Annotated in this window: 15 protein-coding genes and 1 riboswitch; of the genes, 4 read left to right on the top strand and 11 right to left on the bottom strand. The window is 74.4% G+C overall.

From position 1 onward, the window contains the following. The first annotated feature begins 46 nt into the window (after positions 1-46). Together K0V08_RS06490 and K0V08_RS06485 are read left to right on the top strand one after the other, a co-directional pair. Positions 47-1,801: a pyruvate dehydrogenase gene (locus tag K0V08_RS06490; protein WP_079534531.1), complete on the top strand. Its 1,755-nt coding sequence runs from the start codon at positions 47-49 to the stop codon at positions 1,799-1,801. 47 nt (positions 1,802-1,848) lie between these two features. Next, positions 1,849-2,166, top strand: a complete 318-nt coding sequence (locus K0V08_RS06485; RefSeq protein WP_079534533.1) for a putative quinol monooxygenase — start codon at positions 1,849-1,851, stop codon at positions 2,164-2,166. A gap of 15 nt (positions 2,167-2,181) precedes the next feature. Here K0V08_RS06485 and K0V08_RS06480 read toward each other — a convergent pair whose 3' ends face one another. Genes K0V08_RS06480 through K0V08_RS06470 form a run of 3 tightly spaced genes read right to left on the bottom strand, consistent with a single transcriptional unit; the run spans position 2,182 to position 4,190 of the window. After that, positions 2,182-3,222, bottom strand: a complete 1,041-nt coding sequence (locus K0V08_RS06480; protein ID WP_079534535.1) for a zinc-dependent alcohol dehydrogenase family protein — start codon at positions 3,220-3,222, stop codon at positions 2,182-2,184. 57 nt (positions 3,223-3,279) lie between these two features. Next, positions 3,280-3,681: a hypothetical protein gene (locus tag K0V08_RS06475; protein ID WP_012038815.1), complete on the bottom strand. Its 402-nt coding sequence runs from the start codon at positions 3,679-3,681 to the stop codon at positions 3,280-3,282. Next, positions 3,678-4,190 carry a tetratricopeptide repeat protein gene (locus K0V08_RS06470; RefSeq protein WP_079534537.1) on the bottom strand — a complete coding sequence of 171 codons (513 nt, stop codon included), beginning with the start codon at positions 4,188-4,190 and terminating at the stop codon, positions 3,678-3,680. Before K0V08_RS06470 ends, K0V08_RS06475 begins: the two co-directional genes overlap by 4 nt. 134 nt (positions 4,191-4,324) lie before the next feature. On the opposite strand from K0V08_RS06470, the gene K0V08_RS06465 reads away from it, so the two are divergent. Next, positions 4,325-4,699: a DUF6804 family protein gene (locus K0V08_RS06465; protein ID WP_012038813.1), complete on the top strand. Its 375-nt coding sequence runs from the start codon at positions 4,325-4,327 to the stop codon at positions 4,697-4,699. Here the strand turns inward: K0V08_RS06465 and K0V08_RS06460 are convergent. Together K0V08_RS06460 and K0V08_RS06455 are read right to left on the bottom strand one after the other, a co-directional pair. Continuing rightward, on the bottom strand, positions 4,662-5,456 hold the full coding sequence (locus K0V08_RS06460; protein ID WP_079534539.1) for an alpha/beta hydrolase: 795 nt from the start codon (positions 5,454-5,456) through the stop codon (positions 4,662-4,664). The two genes, K0V08_RS06465 and K0V08_RS06460, sit on opposite strands and share 38 nt — an antisense overlap. After that, entirely contained in the window at positions 5,456-6,604 is a 1,149-nt protein-coding gene (locus K0V08_RS06455; protein ID WP_079534541.1) for a glutathione S-transferase family protein, read from the bottom strand. The genes K0V08_RS06460 and K0V08_RS06455 overlap by 1 nt, the downstream gene beginning before the upstream one ends. 294 nt (positions 6,605-6,898) lie before the next feature. Between K0V08_RS06455 and K0V08_RS06450 the strand changes: the two genes are divergently transcribed. Beyond that, positions 6,899-9,034 carry a DEAD/DEAH box helicase gene (locus K0V08_RS06450; protein WP_079534543.1) on the top strand — a complete coding sequence of 712 codons (2,136 nt, stop codon included), beginning with the start codon at positions 6,899-6,901 and terminating at the stop codon, positions 9,032-9,034. Between the two features lie 67 nt (positions 9,035-9,101). Here the strand turns inward: K0V08_RS06450 and K0V08_RS06445 are convergent, their stop codons facing one another. The 6 genes from K0V08_RS06445 to thiM all read right to left on the bottom strand — a co-directional run bounded on the left by K0V08_RS06445 (position 9,102) and on the right by thiM (position 15,230). Further along, the gene (locus tag K0V08_RS06445) at positions 9,102-9,311 is read right to left on the bottom strand and encodes a hypothetical protein (RefSeq protein WP_012038809.1); all 210 of its coding nucleotides are present in this window, start codon (positions 9,309-9,311) and stop codon (positions 9,102-9,104) included. 55 nt (positions 9,312-9,366) lie between these two features. Beyond that, the gene (locus K0V08_RS06440) at positions 9,367-9,543 is read right to left on the bottom strand and encodes a hypothetical protein (RefSeq protein WP_153259257.1); all 177 of its coding nucleotides are present in this window, start codon (positions 9,541-9,543) and stop codon (positions 9,367-9,369) included. 50 nt (positions 9,544-9,593) lie between these two features. Then, a complete protein-coding gene (locus K0V08_RS06435; protein WP_079534545.1) occupies positions 9,594-10,991 on the bottom strand; it encodes an MFS transporter in 1,398 nt (465 codons plus the stop codon). A 113-nt stretch (positions 10,992-11,104) separates the two neighbouring features. Continuing rightward, positions 11,105-11,995: a cupin domain-containing protein gene (locus K0V08_RS06430; RefSeq protein WP_079534547.1), complete on the bottom strand. Its 891-nt coding sequence runs from the start codon at positions 11,993-11,995 to the stop codon at positions 11,105-11,107. A 179-nt stretch (positions 11,996-12,174) separates the two neighbouring features. Next, positions 12,175-14,406: a bifunctional hydroxymethylpyrimidine kinase/phosphomethylpyrimidine kinase gene (locus K0V08_RS06425; RefSeq protein ID WP_079534549.1), complete on the bottom strand. Its 2,232-nt coding sequence runs from the start codon at positions 14,404-14,406 to the stop codon at positions 12,175-12,177. Beyond that, the gene (gene thiM / locus K0V08_RS06420; RefSeq protein WP_012038805.1) at positions 14,403-15,230 is read right to left on the bottom strand and encodes a hydroxyethylthiazole kinase; all 828 of its coding nucleotides are present in this window, start codon (positions 15,228-15,230) and stop codon (positions 14,403-14,405) included. The genes K0V08_RS06425 and thiM overlap by 4 nt, the downstream gene beginning before the upstream one ends. Continuing rightward, positions 15,221-15,312, bottom strand: a riboswitch (TPP riboswitch). (Overlaps the previous gene by 10 nt.) Positions 15,313-15,333: the final 21 nt, after the last annotated feature.

Genomic DNA, 15,333 nt, shown 5'->3' with positions numbered 1-15,333 from the left:
CGGAGGAGGCGGGTATTGACTGGACGCACCGACGGAAGGACGCAACATGGCTCGCACGGTCGCCGACCAGCTCATCGCCCAGCTCATCGAGGCGGGGGTGAGCCGGATCTACGGGGTCGTCGGCGACAGCCTCAACCCCGTCGTCGACGCGGTGCGGCGCACGGGCGGGAGCCGCAAGGGCGGCATCGACTGGATCCACGTGCGGCACGAGGAGGCGGGCGCGTTCGCCGCCTCCGCCGAGGCGCAGCTGACGGGGAAGCTCGCCGTGTGCGCCGGATCCTGCGGCCCCGGCCACCTGCACCTCATCAACGGGCTCTACGACGCGCACCGCTCGGGCGCGCCGGTCCTCGCGATCGCGAGCCACATCACCACGAACCAGATCGGCTCCGGCTACTTCCAGGAGACGCACCCCGACCGCCTCTTCGTCGAGTGCTCGCACTACACGGAGATGATCTCGACCGCCGTCCAGGCGCCGCGCGTCGTCGACCAGGCGATGCGGCACTCGCTCGCGCTCGGCGGCGTCAGCGTCATCACGCTGCCGGGCGACGTGGCCGAGTTCCCGGCAGAGGGCGAGGCGCCCGCGTTCTCGCTGCCCCGCCGACCCGCGATCGTGCCCGCCGAGGAGGACGTGCGCGCGCTCGCCGCGGCCATCGACGAGGCGGGGAGCGTCGCGATCTTCGCGGGCCGCGGGGCGGGAACCGCGCACGCCGAGCTCATGGAGCTGGCCGACAAGATCGCGGCGCCGGTCGGCCACTCGCTGCGCGGCAAGGACGTGATCCAGCAGGACAACCCCTTCGACGTGGGCATGACGGGCCTCATCGGCTACGGCGCCGCGGCCGCCGGGATCTCGGGCGCCGACCTGCTGATCCTCATCGGCACCGACTTCCCCTACGACCAGTTCCTGCCCGGCAAGGAGGTGCGGACCGCGCAGATCGACATCGCGCCCGAGCGCCTCGGCCGCCGCACCGACGTCGACATCGCGATCCACGGCGACGCGCTCTCCACGATCCGCGCGGTGCTGCCGCTCGTCCAGCGGAAGACGAATCGGAGGTTCCTGGAGAAGCTCCTGAAGGAGCAGGACAGGAAGGTCGAGCAGGTCGTCGGCGCGTACACGACGAAGGCGGAGAAGCTGCGGCCGATCCACCCGGAGTACGCGGCCAGCATCCTCGACGAGGTCGCGGCCGACGACGCCGTCTTCCTCAGCGACACGGGCATGTGCAACGTATGGACCGCGCGGTACATCACCCCGAACGGACGGCGGCGGATGCTCGGGTCGCTCGTGCACGGGTCCATGGCCAACGCGCTGCCGATGGCGATCGGCGCGCAGGTCGCGCACCCGGAGCGGCAGGTCGTGTCGGTCTCGGGCGACGGCGGCCTGGCCATGCTCATGGGCGAGCTCGTGACCGTGGCCGCCTACGACTTGCCCGTGAAGGTCGTCGTGTTCAACAACTCGACGCTCGGCCTCGTGAAGGTCGAGATGCTCGTCGACGGGATCCCCGACTTCGGCGTGGACGTGCCCATGGTCGACTACGCCGCGGTGGCGGCCGCCCTCGGGATCCACTCCCAGCGCGTCGACGACCCCGCCGACATCCGCGGCGCGCTCGAGGCCGCGTTCGCGCACGACGGGCCCGCGCTCGTCGAACTCGTGACCGACCCGATGGCGCTCTCGATCCCGCCCGAGATCACGGCCGCGCAGGTGAAGGGCTTCGCGCTGTCGATGTCGAAGATCGTGATGAACGGCGGCGTCGGCGAGGCCGTGAAGCTCGCCCGCTCGAATCTGCGGAACATCCCGCGGCCGTGAGCGGTTCCGCTGACGTCCCATCGCCCGTCCCACCTCGAGGAGAACCCATGTCCCAGCCCGTCGTCGTCACCGCCGTCTTCACGCCCGTCGAGGGCAAGCACGACGAGGCGGTCGCCGCCCTATCCCGCGGCATCGCCGAGGTGCACGAGGAGGAGGGCTGCGAGGTCTACGCGATCCACGACGCCCCCGACGGCACCATCGTGATGCTCGAGAAGTGGTCGTCCGAGGAGGACCTCGACGCGCACGGCGCGGGCGAGGCGGTCGCCCGCACGGGCGCCTCGCTCGCGGGCCTCATCACGGGGCCCGCCGTCGTCACGCGCCTGGTTCCGATCCCGGCCGGCTCGGAGCTGCAGGGCGCGCTGTAGGGATCCGCGCTCCGCTCAGCCGACCTCGACCAGCGTGATCCCCTTCGACCGGTCGCCCGAGGCGAGCGCCTCGAGCGCGGCCGGGGCATCGTCGAGGGTGATGCGGTGCTCGATGAGCAGCTCCGGGCGGAGCGCGCCCGACGCGACCATCTCCATCAGCTCGGCGTAGTCGTGCGCGGGCATGCCGTGGCTGCCGTGCAGGCTCAGCTCCTGGCTGATGACGAACGGCACGGGCACCGTCGGCTCGCTCGCGAACAGGCCGATCTGCACCTGCCGGCCGGTCGGCGCGAGCGCGAGCAGGCTGATCCGGAGGGTCGACTCGCGACCGAGCGCCTCCACCGACACCTGGACGCCGTCGGGCGACACCGCGTGGATCGCGTCCAGCACGTCGAGCTCCGAGAGGTCGGACGAGTCGATCGTGTACTCGGCGCCGAGCTCCGAGGCGCGCGCGAGGGCGGCGGGATCCACGTCGACCGCGATGACCTCCGCGCCGACCGCGACGCCGATCATCACCGCGCTGAGGCCCACGCCGCCGCAGCCGATGACGAGGAGTCGCTCGCCGCGCTGGATCCGGGCCCGGTGCACGAGCCCGCGGAAGGCCGTGGCGAAGCGGCAGCCGAGGAGCGCCGCGGCGCCGGCGTCGAGGTCGTCGGGGACGGGGATGAGGTTCACGTCGGCGTCGTGCAGGGCGACCAGCTCGGCGAACGAGCCCCAGTGCGTGAAGCCCGGCTGCGTCTGGTCGCGGCACACCTGCCCGTTCCCGGCGCGGCACTCGCCGCAGCGGCCGCACGCGCAGACGAACGGGACGGTGACGCGGTCGCCCACCTGGAAGCGCGTGACCTCGGGGCCGACCTCGTGGATCCGCCCGACCAGCTCGTGCCCAGGCACCTGCGGGAGCTCGATGCCGTCGTCGTGGCCGAGCCAGCCGTGCGCGTCGCTGCGGCAGACGCCCGTCGCCTCGACGCGCACGACGACGCCGGCGGCGGACGGGACGGGATCCGGCAGCTCGCGGACGACGGGCGTCTCGCCGAACCTCTCGTAGACGACGGCGCGCATGGGGGCTCCTCGGGGTCGGGGCGGGACGGGCTCGTCCACGCTATCCGAGCGGGGGAGTCATCCCGACGCGGGCGGGTCGTCGTGCGTCCACGTGTTCACGACCCAGCCGACGCGGGACGGATCCTCCACGAGCCCGTCGGCCCAGTCGACGTCGAGCGGCGTCATCGGCCCGTCGGGCTCGATGACCTCGTTCGGGTAGACGTCGTCCGCGAGGCTCCGGGCATCGCGCGGCGCGAACCGCGCAGCCAGCTGATCGAGCACCCAGCGGCGTCCGCGCAGGCGGCCCTGCCCGTCGGAGTAGAGGATCACGGCGCTGCCGTCGGCGCTCGCCCGGCCTGCGACCCACGTCTTCTCGGGGGCGAGGGAGGGTGTCGCCTCGAACCTGCGGCGGACGGCGGCGACGAACGCGTCGCCGTCCACGGGGTCCGGCCTCCCCGGGTGCGCGGCGGGCGCCGTCATGCGGGCTCCCCGGGCACGTCGAGCGAGTCGAGGTAGGCGGCGTTGCCGCGGATCGCGGGGAGGTAGCGCTGCAGCTCGTCGTCGGGCACGTGATCCGCCACGACCCGCAGCACGCTCGCGAGCGCGGCATCGGGCCGACCGGCGGCGTGCAGGGTCAGGGCCTCGAACACGGCGAGGGACGACGATCCCGGGAACTCGGCCTGGGCCCGCGTGAACAGCGCGAGCGACTCGTCGACGCGGCCGAGGTTCCGCAGCGTGCTGCCGTGCTGGAGGTAGCAGCGGCGGAGGATGTGGCCCGCGAGCCCCGCCGCCTCCGCGCGCTCGTACAGGTCGAGCGCCGTGGCCTCCTCGCCCGCGGTGTCGTACGCGCCGCCGACCTCGTAGAGCACGCGGGCGTCGTCGGGGTGCCGCTCGAGCAGGGGGAGGAGGGCGGCGATGGTCGGGCCCATGTCGTCGCGGTCGCGCGCGGCGACGATGCGGTCGAGCTGGGCGTCGAGGTTCTCGGGCACGGGCGCTCCTGGCGTTCGCGGCGGGCGGGGCAGATGGCCGCCAGTGTGCCACGGCCCGCTCCCGGCGCACGCGGGCGAGCCAGGCACTCCGTGGTGTCCTGCCCGCTCCCGGCGCGCGCTGGCAGACTGTCCCGGTGACCCGCACCCCCGCCGCCCCCGCGTTCACCCGTCCGTCGCTCGCGCCCGGGCTCCTCGGCGCCATCGTGCTGCTGGCCGGATTCGCGGTGATCGACGGCGACCTCTTCACGGTCGTGCGCTTCGCGGTCGCGATACTCGCGCTGATCATGATCGTGTTCTCGGTGCGCGCCCGCAGCTGGTGGAGCGCCGCGCTGCTCGCGGCCGTCGCCGTGATGTGGAACCCCGTCGCCGTGATCCCCGTCGAGGCCGTCACGTGGCAGTCGCTGCAGTACGTGGCCGCGATCGTCTTCATCGCCGCGGGCATCCTCGTGAAGGTGCCCGTGGAGGACGCCCCTACGCCGGGCCGACCCCGAACGCGCGCTCCTCGGTGAGTCCGCGCCGCAGGTAGGCGACGATCTCGTCGAGCGAGCGGCGGGCGAGCGCGGGGTCGGCCGCCGGGTAGGCGAGCCAGCCCCGGTCGGCGCGGGGGATCCGCACGAGCCGGGTCTTCGCGCCGGCGGCCTTCAGCGCCGTCACGCCCTCCGCGACGCGGTCGATGCGCGGATCCGCTGCGCCCACGTGCACGAGCATGTCGGGCAGCCGATCGCGGCCGTGGCCCTGGCGGTCGTCGGATCCGGCGCTCGGCACGTCGCCCGACGGGCTCACGAGCACGAGCCGCAGGACGGCGGGGCCGTCGGCGTCGCGGGCGAGCGCGGTGATGCGCAGCGCCCGGTCGGCACCGGGGCCGTCGCCGAGGATCCCGAGCCGCTCCGGCGTGCCGTTCCACCCGGCCGCGTGGGAGGAGATCCAGGAGAGGCCCGCGAGCGCCTGCGCGTCGTCGTCGGGCGCCATCGTCACGACCACCGCGCGCAGGTCCTTCGCGAGCGTGGACGGCAGCCAGTCGCCGTCGTGCCGGGCGAGGACGACCAGCACGGGGGATCCGGTCGCCGAGCGGTCGTGGCCGGGCGGCGTCCACACGGCGACGTCGAGGGGGACGCCCTGCTGGCCGCCTGCGGGGAAGCGCACGACGCGCGTGCCCGCGGCGGGCGTGCCCCGCATCGAGCGCGCGATCGCCGGGACGTGCCGGATCGCGAGGCCGAGGAGCCGGCGACGCCGGGTGAGCGTGCCGGGAGCGGTGCGCACCGCCATCAGGCGCGGTCCGCGGATCCGTCGTCGGCCGATCCGGGAACGGGCGTCCCGGAGACCCAGGCGCGCGCCTCGGACGGGCGCGTCTCGCGTCCGCCGCGCGGCACCGCGCCGTGGCCATCGGGCACGCGCTCGCCCTCACGGACCGGGCCGGGAGGCGTGCCGTCGCCGAACGGTCGGCCGCCCAGCTCCTCGCGCCCGTGCGGCTCGAGCCAGCCCCAGGTCTCGGGACCTGTGGGCACGACGCGGGTCGGGTTGATGTCGGTGTGCGTCAGGTAGTAGTGCTGCTTGATCTGCACGAAGTCGATGGTGTCGCCGAAGCCGGGCGTCTGGAAGAGGTCCCGCGCGTAGGCCCACAGCACCGGCATCTCGTCGAGCTTCTGCCGGTTGCACTTGAAGTGGCCGTGGTACACGGCGTCGAAGCGCGCGAGCGTCGTGAACAGGCGCACGTCCGCCTCCGTGATCGTGTCGCCCACGAGGTAGCGCTGGGTCGACAGCCGGTCGCTCAGCCAGTCGAGGCGGCCGAAGAGGCGGTCGTAGGCCTTCTCGTACGCCTCCTGCGATCCCGCGAAGCCGCAGCGGTAGACGCCGTTGTTCACGTCGCGGAAGACGAGGTCGGCGACCTCGTCGATCTCGGCCCGGAGCGCGACCGGATAGAGGTCGGGCGCGCCCTCGCGGTGGTGCTCGGTCCACTCGGTGGAGAGGTCGAGCGTGATCTGGGGGTAGTCGTTGGTGACGACCTGGCCCGAGGGGATGTCGACGAGCGCCGGCACCGTGATGCCGCGCGGGTAGTCGGGGAAGCGCGCGAAGAACGACTCCTGGAGGCGCTCGGTGCCGAGCACCGGGTCGCGGCCGTCGGGGTCGAGGTCGAAGGTCCAGCTGCGGGCGTCGTGCGTGGGGCCGGGGAGGCCGAGCGAGATCGCGTCCTCGAGGCCGAGCAGGCGGCGGACGATGACCGAGCGGTTCGCCCACGGGCACGCGCGCGCCGCGACGAGGCGGTAGCGGCCGGCCTCGACGGGCCAGCCCTGCGAGCCGTCGCGGAGGATCCGGTCCTCGATGTAGTTCGTGTCGCGGGTGAACTCACCCTCCTCGACGTAGCGGCCGGGAGCGCCCGCCTCGTTGCTGCCTGCGGGTGTCGCCTGATCCGTCATGCATCCACCCTAGGCCGGGCCGCCCACGGCGACCGGGCCGGGCAGAGCCGCACCGCGCACACCGGCGCGCACCGCCTCCCGCGTGCCCTAAACTCCTCTGTGTGCCCGTCCTCCCCGAGGCGGCCGGGCGCAGGCGGCGGACCCACGTCCCACCCCCGACCCGGAACCCCGGTTGCTCGAGGCAGGTCCCCTCGCCACCGTCCGACCGCACGCGTCACCGTGCGCGACGGACTTACGTCCTTCCGATCCGGGAGCGCAGGCAGCGCCTGGCCCCGGCAGTGAACAAGGAGTTGCATGGCTCGCACCGGCCAGCGGCGGTCCTCCGCCCGCACGCGCACGATCGACAACGAGGGGCTCATCCCCGTGCTGGCGCGCGCCGTGCGCGAGATCGAGCAGGCCGCCCAGCGCGGCAAGCTCAAGCCCGTCAACCGCACGAAGTTCCAGGTCATCGCGGTGCTGATGCGCGAGGAGCGCACGCACGCGAAGGACCCGGCCACCCCGCTCAGCGACCCCGAGCGCGCCGAGACGCTGAAGCGCCTCGACGGCATCGCGAGCATCCTGGCCCGCACGGCTGCGCGCGACACCTCGGTGCTGCCGCTGCTGGATCCCGACGCCAAGCTCTCCGAGACCGCCCGCGCCATGCGCAAGCACATGCTGTTCGACGGCGGCGTGGAGATGGTCGTGGAGGAGGAGCCGGAGCCCGAGCCCGAGGATCCCGCCCTCGCGAAGCTGCACGAGCGCCAGGTCGTGCCGCCGTCGGTCAAGGCCCGCGTGCTCGCGAACCCGTTCCTCGAGCCCGACCTCGACCGGCCCGCGCCCGCCGCGCCGCCCACCCGCCTGCTGGCGAACTGGGAGCTGCTCGGCCCGCTGTTCAAGTCGTTCGAATACGGCGCCGGCGGCGGCATCGCGAGCATGGACCTCCCCGAGAGCCCGCGCATCGACCGCCTCTCGCCGCAGAACCTCGAGCTCATGCGCCACCAGGCGCGCTTCCTCGAGAGCGTGCGACTCGGCCACCGCGAGTTCCTGCTCGCCGACGAGCCGGGCCTCGGCAAGACCGCGCAGGCGCTGCTCGCCGCGTCGGTCGCCGACGCCTACCCGCTGCTCGTCGTCGTGCCGAACGTCGTCAAGATGAACTGGAAGCGCGAGGTCGAGCGGTGGACGCCGCACCGCCGCGCCACCGTGATCCACGGCGACGGGGCGGGGCTCGACGCCTTCGCCGACGTCGTCATCGTCAACTACGAGGTGCTGGACCGCCACATCGGCTGGCTGCGCACGCTCGGCTTCCGCGGCATGGTCGTCGACGAGGCCCACTTCATCAAGAACCTGCAGTCGCAGCGCTCGAAGTTCGTGCTCGCGCTCGCCGAGAGCATCCGGCAGCGCCAGTCCAACCCGCTGCTCATGGCGCTCACGGGCACGCCGCTCATCAACGACATCGACGACTTCCGCGCCATCTGGCAGTTCCTCGGCTGGATCGACGGCGACAAGCCCACGTCGCGCCTCATGGGCGAGCTGGAGGAGGCGGGCCTCACGCCCGCCGATCCCGGGTTCTTCGCCGAGGCGCGGCGCGCGGTCATCGACCTCGGCATCGTGCGTCGCCGCAAGATCGACGTGGCGACCGACCTGCCGTCGAAGCGCATCGCGGACCTCCCGGTCGAGCTCGACGACGACCTGGGCCGCTCCATCCGCCAGGCCGAGCGCGAGCTCGCGGCCCGTCTCGTCAAGCGGTTCACGGCGCTCGTCGGCGCGCGCGGCACCACGGTCGCCGACGTCATGGACGGACCGGCATCCGAGCGCGCGAGCCTCGTGCGGCTCGTGGCGCAGTCCGAGCTCGACGAGGCCAAGGCGCAGAAGACCGGCGAGAACGTGTTCACCATGGTCCGCCGCATCGGCCAGGCCAAGGCCGTGCTCGCGGCCGACTACGCCGCGCAGCTCGCGCGCTCGGTGGGCAAGGTCGTGTTCTTCGCCAAGCACGTCGACGTGATGGACCAGGCGGAGGCCACGTTCGCGAAGCGCGAGCTGAAGAGCGTCTCCATCCGAGGCGACCAGTCGCCGGCGGCGCGCCAGAACGCGATCGACTCCTTCCAGAACGACCCAGAGGTCAAGGTCGTGGTGTGCTCGCTCACCGCGGCGGGCGTCGGGCTCAACCTGCAGGCGGCGTCGAACGTGGTGCTCGCCGAGCTCAGCTGGACGAGCGCGGAGCAGACGCAGGCCATCGACCGCGTGCACCGCATCGGCCAGGAGGAGCCCGTCACCGCGTGGCGGATCATCGCGGCGCAGACGATCGACGCGAAGATCGCGGAGCTCATCGACAGCAAGGCGGGCCTCGCGGCGCGCGCGCTCGACGGCGAGGACTTCGACGAGGCCGGATCCACGTCCGTCCAGCTCGACGCGCTGTCGCACCTGCTCGAGGAGGCGCTGGCCGCGGGCTGATCCGCGACACGCAGCACGTCACGACGCCCCCGCGACCTGCCGGTCACGGGGGCGTCGTCGTCGGGGCTCAGCCGTCCCGTCGTCGTCTTCGGTCGGCCGCGCGCCGGATGAGGTAGGCGGCGGGGAAGACGACGGCGGCGCCCACGAGCGCCGCGGCGAGGTGCTCCATCGTCGGAGTCCCGCCGACCAGCGGCACCACGACCAGCTGCGACACGAGCATGAAGCCTGTGAGGATGGCTGCGTCCCGCAGGGCACGGCGGGCGCTGTACGGGGGCATGCGTCCAGGATGCGCGCCGGACCCGCGCGGGGCGCGGACGCTCCACAGCGGCCGATCAGCCGCGCTCGGCCTTCTTGCGTGCCCGCTCGGCCTTCCGCGCCGCGCGGCGCTCGCGGGCCACGGCGTCCTGGGCGTCCTGCGTGGGGTTCGAGCGTCTGGTCCCGATGACCGCGAAGGCGATGAGGACGACGACGACCGCCATGACGGGGTAGATCACGAAAGACAGGACCACGGGGTCTCCTCGGCTCGGTGCTCCCGAGCGTACCGACCGGATCCGCCGGGTCAGTCCTCGAGGGCCGCGCCGCGGAGATCCGGCAGGGTGAGCGCAGCAGCTGCGGCCAGCGCGAAGACGGCCGCGAAGACGCCGAACGGCAGCGCGACGCCGCCGAGCGCCAGGAGCGGCGGCACGCACAGCGGCGCGACGATCGAGGCGAGGCGCCCGAAGCCCGCCGCGCTGCCGGCGCCCGTGGCGCGCACGCGGGTCGGGTAGAGCTCCGGCGTCACGGCGTAGAGCGCGCCCCACGCGCCGAGGTTCGAGAACGACATGAGGGCGCCGAACACGAGGATCGTCGTCACGGAGTCGGCGGTGCCGAACAGGCCGGCCGAGACGGCGGATCCCGCGAGGAAGACCGCGAGCGTCACGCGGCGACCCCGCTTCTCCACGAGCCAGGCGGAGACCGCGTAGCCCGGCAGCTGCGCGAGCGTGATGAGGAGCGTGTACTCGAACGAGCGCACGAGAGAGAAGCCCTGCGCGACGAGCAGCGTCGGCAGCCAGATGAAGGCGCCGTAGTAGGCGAAGTTGACGCAGAACCACACGATCCAGAGGGAGAGCGTGCGGCGACGGAGGCGGGCGCCGAAGAGGCGCTCGCGGGGCGCGGCGGCGTCGTCGTCGGGCGCGGACCCGGTGGCGGTGGCGGTGGTGGTGGCGGCGTCCGCGGCCCGGGCCTCGGCCGCCGAGCCGGCAGCGCCGTCCGTCGCCGGATCCGCCCCCGCCCCCGCCGCCACCTCGAGGTCGCGCACCACGCGCTCGGCCTCCCGGTGCCGGCCCTTCGCCTCGAGGAACCGCACCGACTCCGGCAGGCGCAGCCGCACGACGATCGCCCACACCGCGGGCACGGCGCCGAGCGCGAGCGCCCAGCGCCAGCCGTCGTCGCTCGCGGGGATCACGAGGTAGCCGATGAGCGCCGCCGCGGTCCAGCCGACGGCCCACGACGACTCGAGGATCACGATGATGCGTCCCCGGATCCGTGCGGGCGAGAACTCGCTGACGAGCGTCGACGCGACGGGCAGCTCCGCGCCGAGCCCGAGCCCCACGACGAAGCGGAGCGCGATGAGCGCGCCCACCGACATCGCGAGCGCCGAGACGCCCGTGGCCACGCCGTAGACCAGCAGCGTGAGCGCGAACACCTGCCGGCGGCCGATGCGGTCGGCCACCAGCCCGCCGACGCTCGCGCCGATCGCCATGCCGAGGAACCCGGCGGAGGCGACGAGGCCGAGCTGGCCCGCATCGGCCTCCCACACGACCGCGAGCTGCGCGATGACGAACGAGATGAGCCCGACGTCCATCGCGTCGAGCGCCCAGCCGACCCCGCTGCCGCCGAGGATGCGGGAGTGGGCGCGCGTCCAGGGGAGGGCGTCGAGGCGCTGGGCGCGGGTGCGCGGCGAGATGGTCGTGGTCATGGTCCTGGCTTCCGGGAGGCGCTCGGCTCGGGTGGCGCGCCTCGCGGGAGGGGGAGGCGCTCGCGGTGGGTCGAGCGTAGCGCCGGGGCGGGCCGTGGCCCGCCCCGACGACGTCAGAGCTGCCGGACGCGCTCCGCCAGGCGCTCGAACGAGGCCGCGTGCGTGATGCGCAGCGCGTCCCACGAGGCCGTCATGTCGACCTGCTCGGGATCCGGCACCACCTCGGCGAAGCCGTGCTGCGCGCGCGGCACGGCATCGCCCGGCAGCACGAGCGACTGGATGAAGGCGCCCGTGTCCTCCGCGAAGGTCAGCGTGTGGCTGGCGACGTTGCGGTGCCAGTCGTCCGACGGCCACGACAGGAACGCGACGTGGCGGGGCGCGACGCCCGTCCCCGCGGTCGACACGTAGCTGCCGTAGTGCTCCTCGCCGGGCGAGAGGATCTTGTAGGAGCCGTTGTCGAGGTACACGAGCAGCGCCTCGTCGAACGGCTTCTCGCCGAACATCGCCGTGTAGCGCAGCGCGTGCACGAGCACGGGCGCGCCGAGCGGCACGGGGAGCGCGGCCACCGGGGTGGCGGTCGGCGTCGCGACGGACGCGGGGGCGGCGGGACGCAGGAACTCCTCGTCGGTCACGTGCGGACCCCAGGTGGTCGCGTCGACCGGGTCGTCGCCGTCCTCCAGCACCGCGATGTGCTCCATCGCCGCGTGGGCCGTGGCGCCGTGCCAGTGCTCCTCACCGGCCGCGATGTACACGGATCCGCCGGGCCCGACCTCGACCACCTCGCCGCCGCGCGTGCCCACGCGCGCGATCCCCGACGTCACGTGCAGCGTCTGGCCGAGGACGTGGGAGTGCCACACGGTGCGGGCGCCGGCCGCGAAGGTGACGGCCGCGACGACCGCGCGCTGCTCGGGGGTCTGCGGGGTGGAGAGCCAGCGGAGGCGGACCTCGCCCGTGAACTGGTGGTCGGGCATCGTGACGGCGGGGGTCTCGGCCTGGACGCGCATGCGGTGTCCTCTCTGTCGGGCACGCGGGTGCCCGGGTCGTGGAGCGGGGAGCCCCGGCGCGGTGGTCGCGTCGGGGCACGGGCATCCTCCCGCGGGTGCGACTGGGAGGGGGCCGGGGCGTCCCCAGGCGCGGGTGGGATCCGTGTCCCGCGTCCGCCGCCCCGGGTCAGCCGAGCGGGTCAGCCGAGCGCCTCCGGGGCACGGAAGAAGTCGCGCTCGTACGCGGACGACAGGAGCGACGCCTCGAGCATCGCGGTCCGCCGGCTCGGACCCGCGATCACCGCGGCCTCGTCGACCAGCTCGCACGCGCGCCGCGTGGCCGCCGCGAACCCCGGATCCGCGTACGTCGCCAGCCACGCCGCGTACGGGTGGGCCTCGCCCGCGGAGGCCGCCGCGGATCCCGCCGCCCGGAGCCTGGTGCCCACGTCCGCGTAGATGGTGAAGCAGGGCAGCAGCGCCGCGACGAGCACCGCGTAGTCGCTCGTCGCGGCGTGCGCGAGCAGGTGGTCGACGTAGGCGCGCGTGACCGGCCCTGCGACCGCGGGCGCGGGATGCCGGGACAGCCACTCCTCGTGCAGCGCCGACTCGGCGGCGATCGCGTCCGCCGCGGACCGCGCCCACACCACCTGTGCGTCGGGCGTCGGCGCGAGCTGGCTCGCACGCGCGAGCACGCGCGAGTAGGCCCGGAGGTAGATCGCGTCCTGCGCGAGGTAGTGCGAGAACCACGCCTCCGGGAGCGTGCCGTCGCCGAGGCGGCGGACGAAGGGGAGGTCGTCGATCTCGCGGCGGAGGTCGGCGGATCCGGCCCACATCTCCGCGGAGATCGGCTCGGCGTGGGTGCCCGCGGCGTCCCACAGCGCGCGCAGGTGGTCGAGCGGGCCGGCACCGGATCCGACCTCGAGGTCCTCGGCGTGCGCGAGCGATCCGGTGAGCCAGGCCTTCGCCTCCGTCAGCGCGGAGAGCCAGTCGCCACGGCGCGGGTGCAGGGTCGCGAGCGCGCTGGAGAGGGAGCAACCGGTGCCGTGCGTGCTGGTCGTCGTGATGCGCGGGCCGTCGACGACGTGGACCGCGGCCTCCGCACCGGCCGCGCCGGGGGTGACGAGCGCGTCCGGGCAGTCGTCGACGCGCAGGTGCCCGCCCTTGACGACCACGCGGACGCCGTGCCGCACGGCGAGCGTCCGCCCCTGCGCGAGCGCCTCGTCCCACCCGTCGGCCTCGCGCTCGCCGAGGAGCGCGGCGAGCTCGGGCAGGTTCGGCGTGACGACGTCGGCGAGCGGCAGCAGGCGGCGGAGCGCCTCGGTCGCGTCCGCGTCGAGCAGGGCGTCGCCGGACTGCGCGACCATCACCGGATCCAGCACCACGACCGGCGGGCGCACCGCACGCAGCCAGTCGGCGACCTCGTCGACCACGGCGGCGGATCCGAGCATGCCGATCTTCACCGCGTCGATCGCCACGTCGTCGGACACCGCGTCGAGCTGCGCGCGGAGGAACGCGACGGGCGGCACGTGGATCTCCCGCACGCCCGTCGTGTTCTGCGCGACGAGCGCCGTGACGACGGCCATGCCGTACCCGCCGTTCGCGGCGATGGACTTGAGGTCGGCCTGGATCCCGGCGCCGCCCGTGGGATCCGTGCCCGCGATGCTGAGGACGCGGGGGACCGGGCGGAGCGCGCGAGCGGACGCGTCGTCCTCGGCTGCCGTCGCATCGCCGGCCGCAGCGCGCACCCGCGCCCACGCCTCCGCGAGCTCGCGCGCCGCCGCGCCCGGGTCCTCCGCCGCGCAGATCGCCGACACGACGGCCGTCCCCGCGCCGCCCGCCGCCGCGATCGCCGCGACGTCGCGCACGTCGACCCCGCCGATCGCCACGCACGGGACGGGGGAGAGCCCCGCGATGATCCCGAACCCGTCGTGCCCGAGCGGTGCCGGGTGGTCGGGCTTGGTGCTCGTGGGGCGGATCACGCCGACGCCGAGGTAGTCGACCGTGCCGGCCGGCAGCGCGCGCACCGCCTCCACATGGGCCGGCGTGTTCGCGGTGAGGCCCACCACGAGGCGGCGATCCGGGCTCGCGGCGTCGAGCATCCGGCGCACGAGGTCGGCGGGCACGTCCGACTGGCCCACATGCACGCCGTCCACCCGCACGCCGCGGGCGAGGGCCGCGAGCACGACGTCGACGCGGTCGTCGACGAGCAGCAGCGGGCGCCGCGCGGATGGATGCGCGGCCGCGTGGGCGTCGATGGCCTCCGCGGCCGCGACCACCGTCGCCAGCAGCTCGGCCGCGCTCGCGTGCTTGTCCCGGATCTGGACCGCCGTCGCCCCGCCCGCCACCGCCGCGGCGACGACGGCGGGCACGCCGCGCGCGCCGCACAGGGCGGGGTCGGTGACGAGGTAGACGGAGAGGTCGAGCGCGCTCACGCGAGGCGCTCGCGCTGGGCGACGAGCTCGGGCGTGACGGCGTCGAGCGCGTCGAGCAACCCGACCGCGAAGGATCCCGGCCCGCTCGCCCCCTCCGCGGCGATCTCCGCCGCGATCGTGTAGACGCTCGTCGCGGCGACGGCGGCCCGCAGCGGATCCGGATCCAGCGACGCGAACGCCGCCATCACCGCGCCGAGCGCGCAGCCGCCGCCCGTCACCTTCGTGAGCAGCGCGTCGCCCGTGTGCACCCGGACGACCCGGTGGCCGTCCGTGATGTGGTCGACCGGCCCCGAGATCGCGACGACCGTGCCGAAGGTGCGCGCGAGCAGCGTCGCGGCGTCGAGCGCGGCTTCCACCTCGTCGGTCGCGTCGACCCCGCGACCGCCCGCGCCGCCCGTCGCGAGCGCGATGACCTCCGACGCGTTGCCGCGCACGACCGTCGGCGACAGCGCCACGAGCTCGTGCGCGAGCCGCGTCCGCACGGGCAGCGCTCCGACGGCGACGGGATCCAGCACCCACGGCGTCCCCGCCTCGCGCGCCGCGTGCGCGGCCTCGACCGCGGCCTCCCGCTGCTCCGCGTGCGGCGTGCCGAGGTTGACGAGCAGGCCCGACGCGATCCGCGCGAACGGCCCCGCCTCGGTCGGCACGTCCGTCATCGCGGGCGCGGCGCCCAGCGCCAGCAGGACGTTCGCGGTGAAGCCGGTGACGACCGCGTTCGTGATGCACTGCACGAGCGGCTGGCGCTCCCGCAGCAGGAGGAGGAGATCCGCCGAGGCGGTCCCCGTCCCCGTGGTCTCGTGGGCCGATGGGCGCGCGGCGCTCATGATGACATCCCTCCGCCGGTGCGAACCGGATCAGGTGCGACGGGTCTCATCTCAGCCCTCGTGGGCACCCCGTGTCAGGGATCCACCCTAGGGGGAGACGCGT

The sequence above is a fragment of the Clavibacter michiganensis genome, assembly GCF_021216655.1.
In the GTDB taxonomy this organism is placed as follows: Bacteria; Actinomycetota; Actinomycetes; order Actinomycetales; family Microbacteriaceae; genus Clavibacter; species Clavibacter michiganensis.
The sequence above is the reverse complement of the archived record's forward strand: the minus strand, read 5'-3'. Positions and strand labels throughout refer to the sequence as shown.

What these genes read in the sequence shown, in the direction of transcription:
- K0V08_RS06490 (WP_079534531.1), top strand. Translation starts at nt 47, where the DNA reads ATGGCTCGCACGGTCGCCGACCAGCTCATCGCCCAGCTCATCGAGGCG.
- K0V08_RS06485 (WP_079534533.1), top strand. Translation starts at nt 1,849, where the DNA reads ATGTCCCAGCCCGTCGTCGTCACCGCCGTCTTCACGCCCGTCGAGGGC.
- K0V08_RS06480 (WP_079534535.1), bottom strand. Translation starts at nt 3,222, where the DNA reads ATGCGCGCCGTCGTCTACGAGAGGTTCGGCGAGACGCCCGTCGTCCGC.
- K0V08_RS06475 (WP_012038815.1), bottom strand. Translation starts at nt 3,681, where the DNA reads ATGACGGCGCCCGCCGCGCACCCGGGGAGGCCGGACCCCGTGGACGGC.
- K0V08_RS06460 (WP_079534539.1), bottom strand. Translation starts at nt 5,456, where the DNA reads ATGGCGGTGCGCACCGCTCCCGGCACGCTCACCCGGCGTCGCCGGCTC.
- K0V08_RS06455 (WP_079534541.1), bottom strand. Translation starts at nt 6,604, where the DNA reads ATGACGGATCAGGCGACACCCGCAGGCAGCAACGAGGCGGGCGCTCCC.
- K0V08_RS06450 (WP_079534543.1), top strand. Translation starts at nt 6,899, where the DNA reads ATGGCTCGCACCGGCCAGCGGCGGTCCTCCGCCCGCACGCGCACGATC.
- K0V08_RS06445 (WP_012038809.1), bottom strand. Translation starts at nt 9,311, where the DNA reads ATGCCCCCGTACAGCGCCCGCCGTGCCCTGCGGGACGCAGCCATCCTC.
- K0V08_RS06435 (WP_079534545.1), bottom strand. Translation starts at nt 10,991, where the DNA reads ATGACCACGACCATCTCGCCGCGCACCCGCGCCCAGCGCCTCGACGCC.
- K0V08_RS06430 (WP_079534547.1), bottom strand. Translation starts at nt 11,995, where the DNA reads ATGCGCGTCCAGGCCGAGACCCCCGCCGTCACGATGCCCGACCACCAG.
- thiM (WP_012038805.1), bottom strand. Translation starts at nt 15,230, where the DNA reads ATGAGCGCCGCGCGCCCATCGGCCCACGAGACCACGGGGACGGGGACC.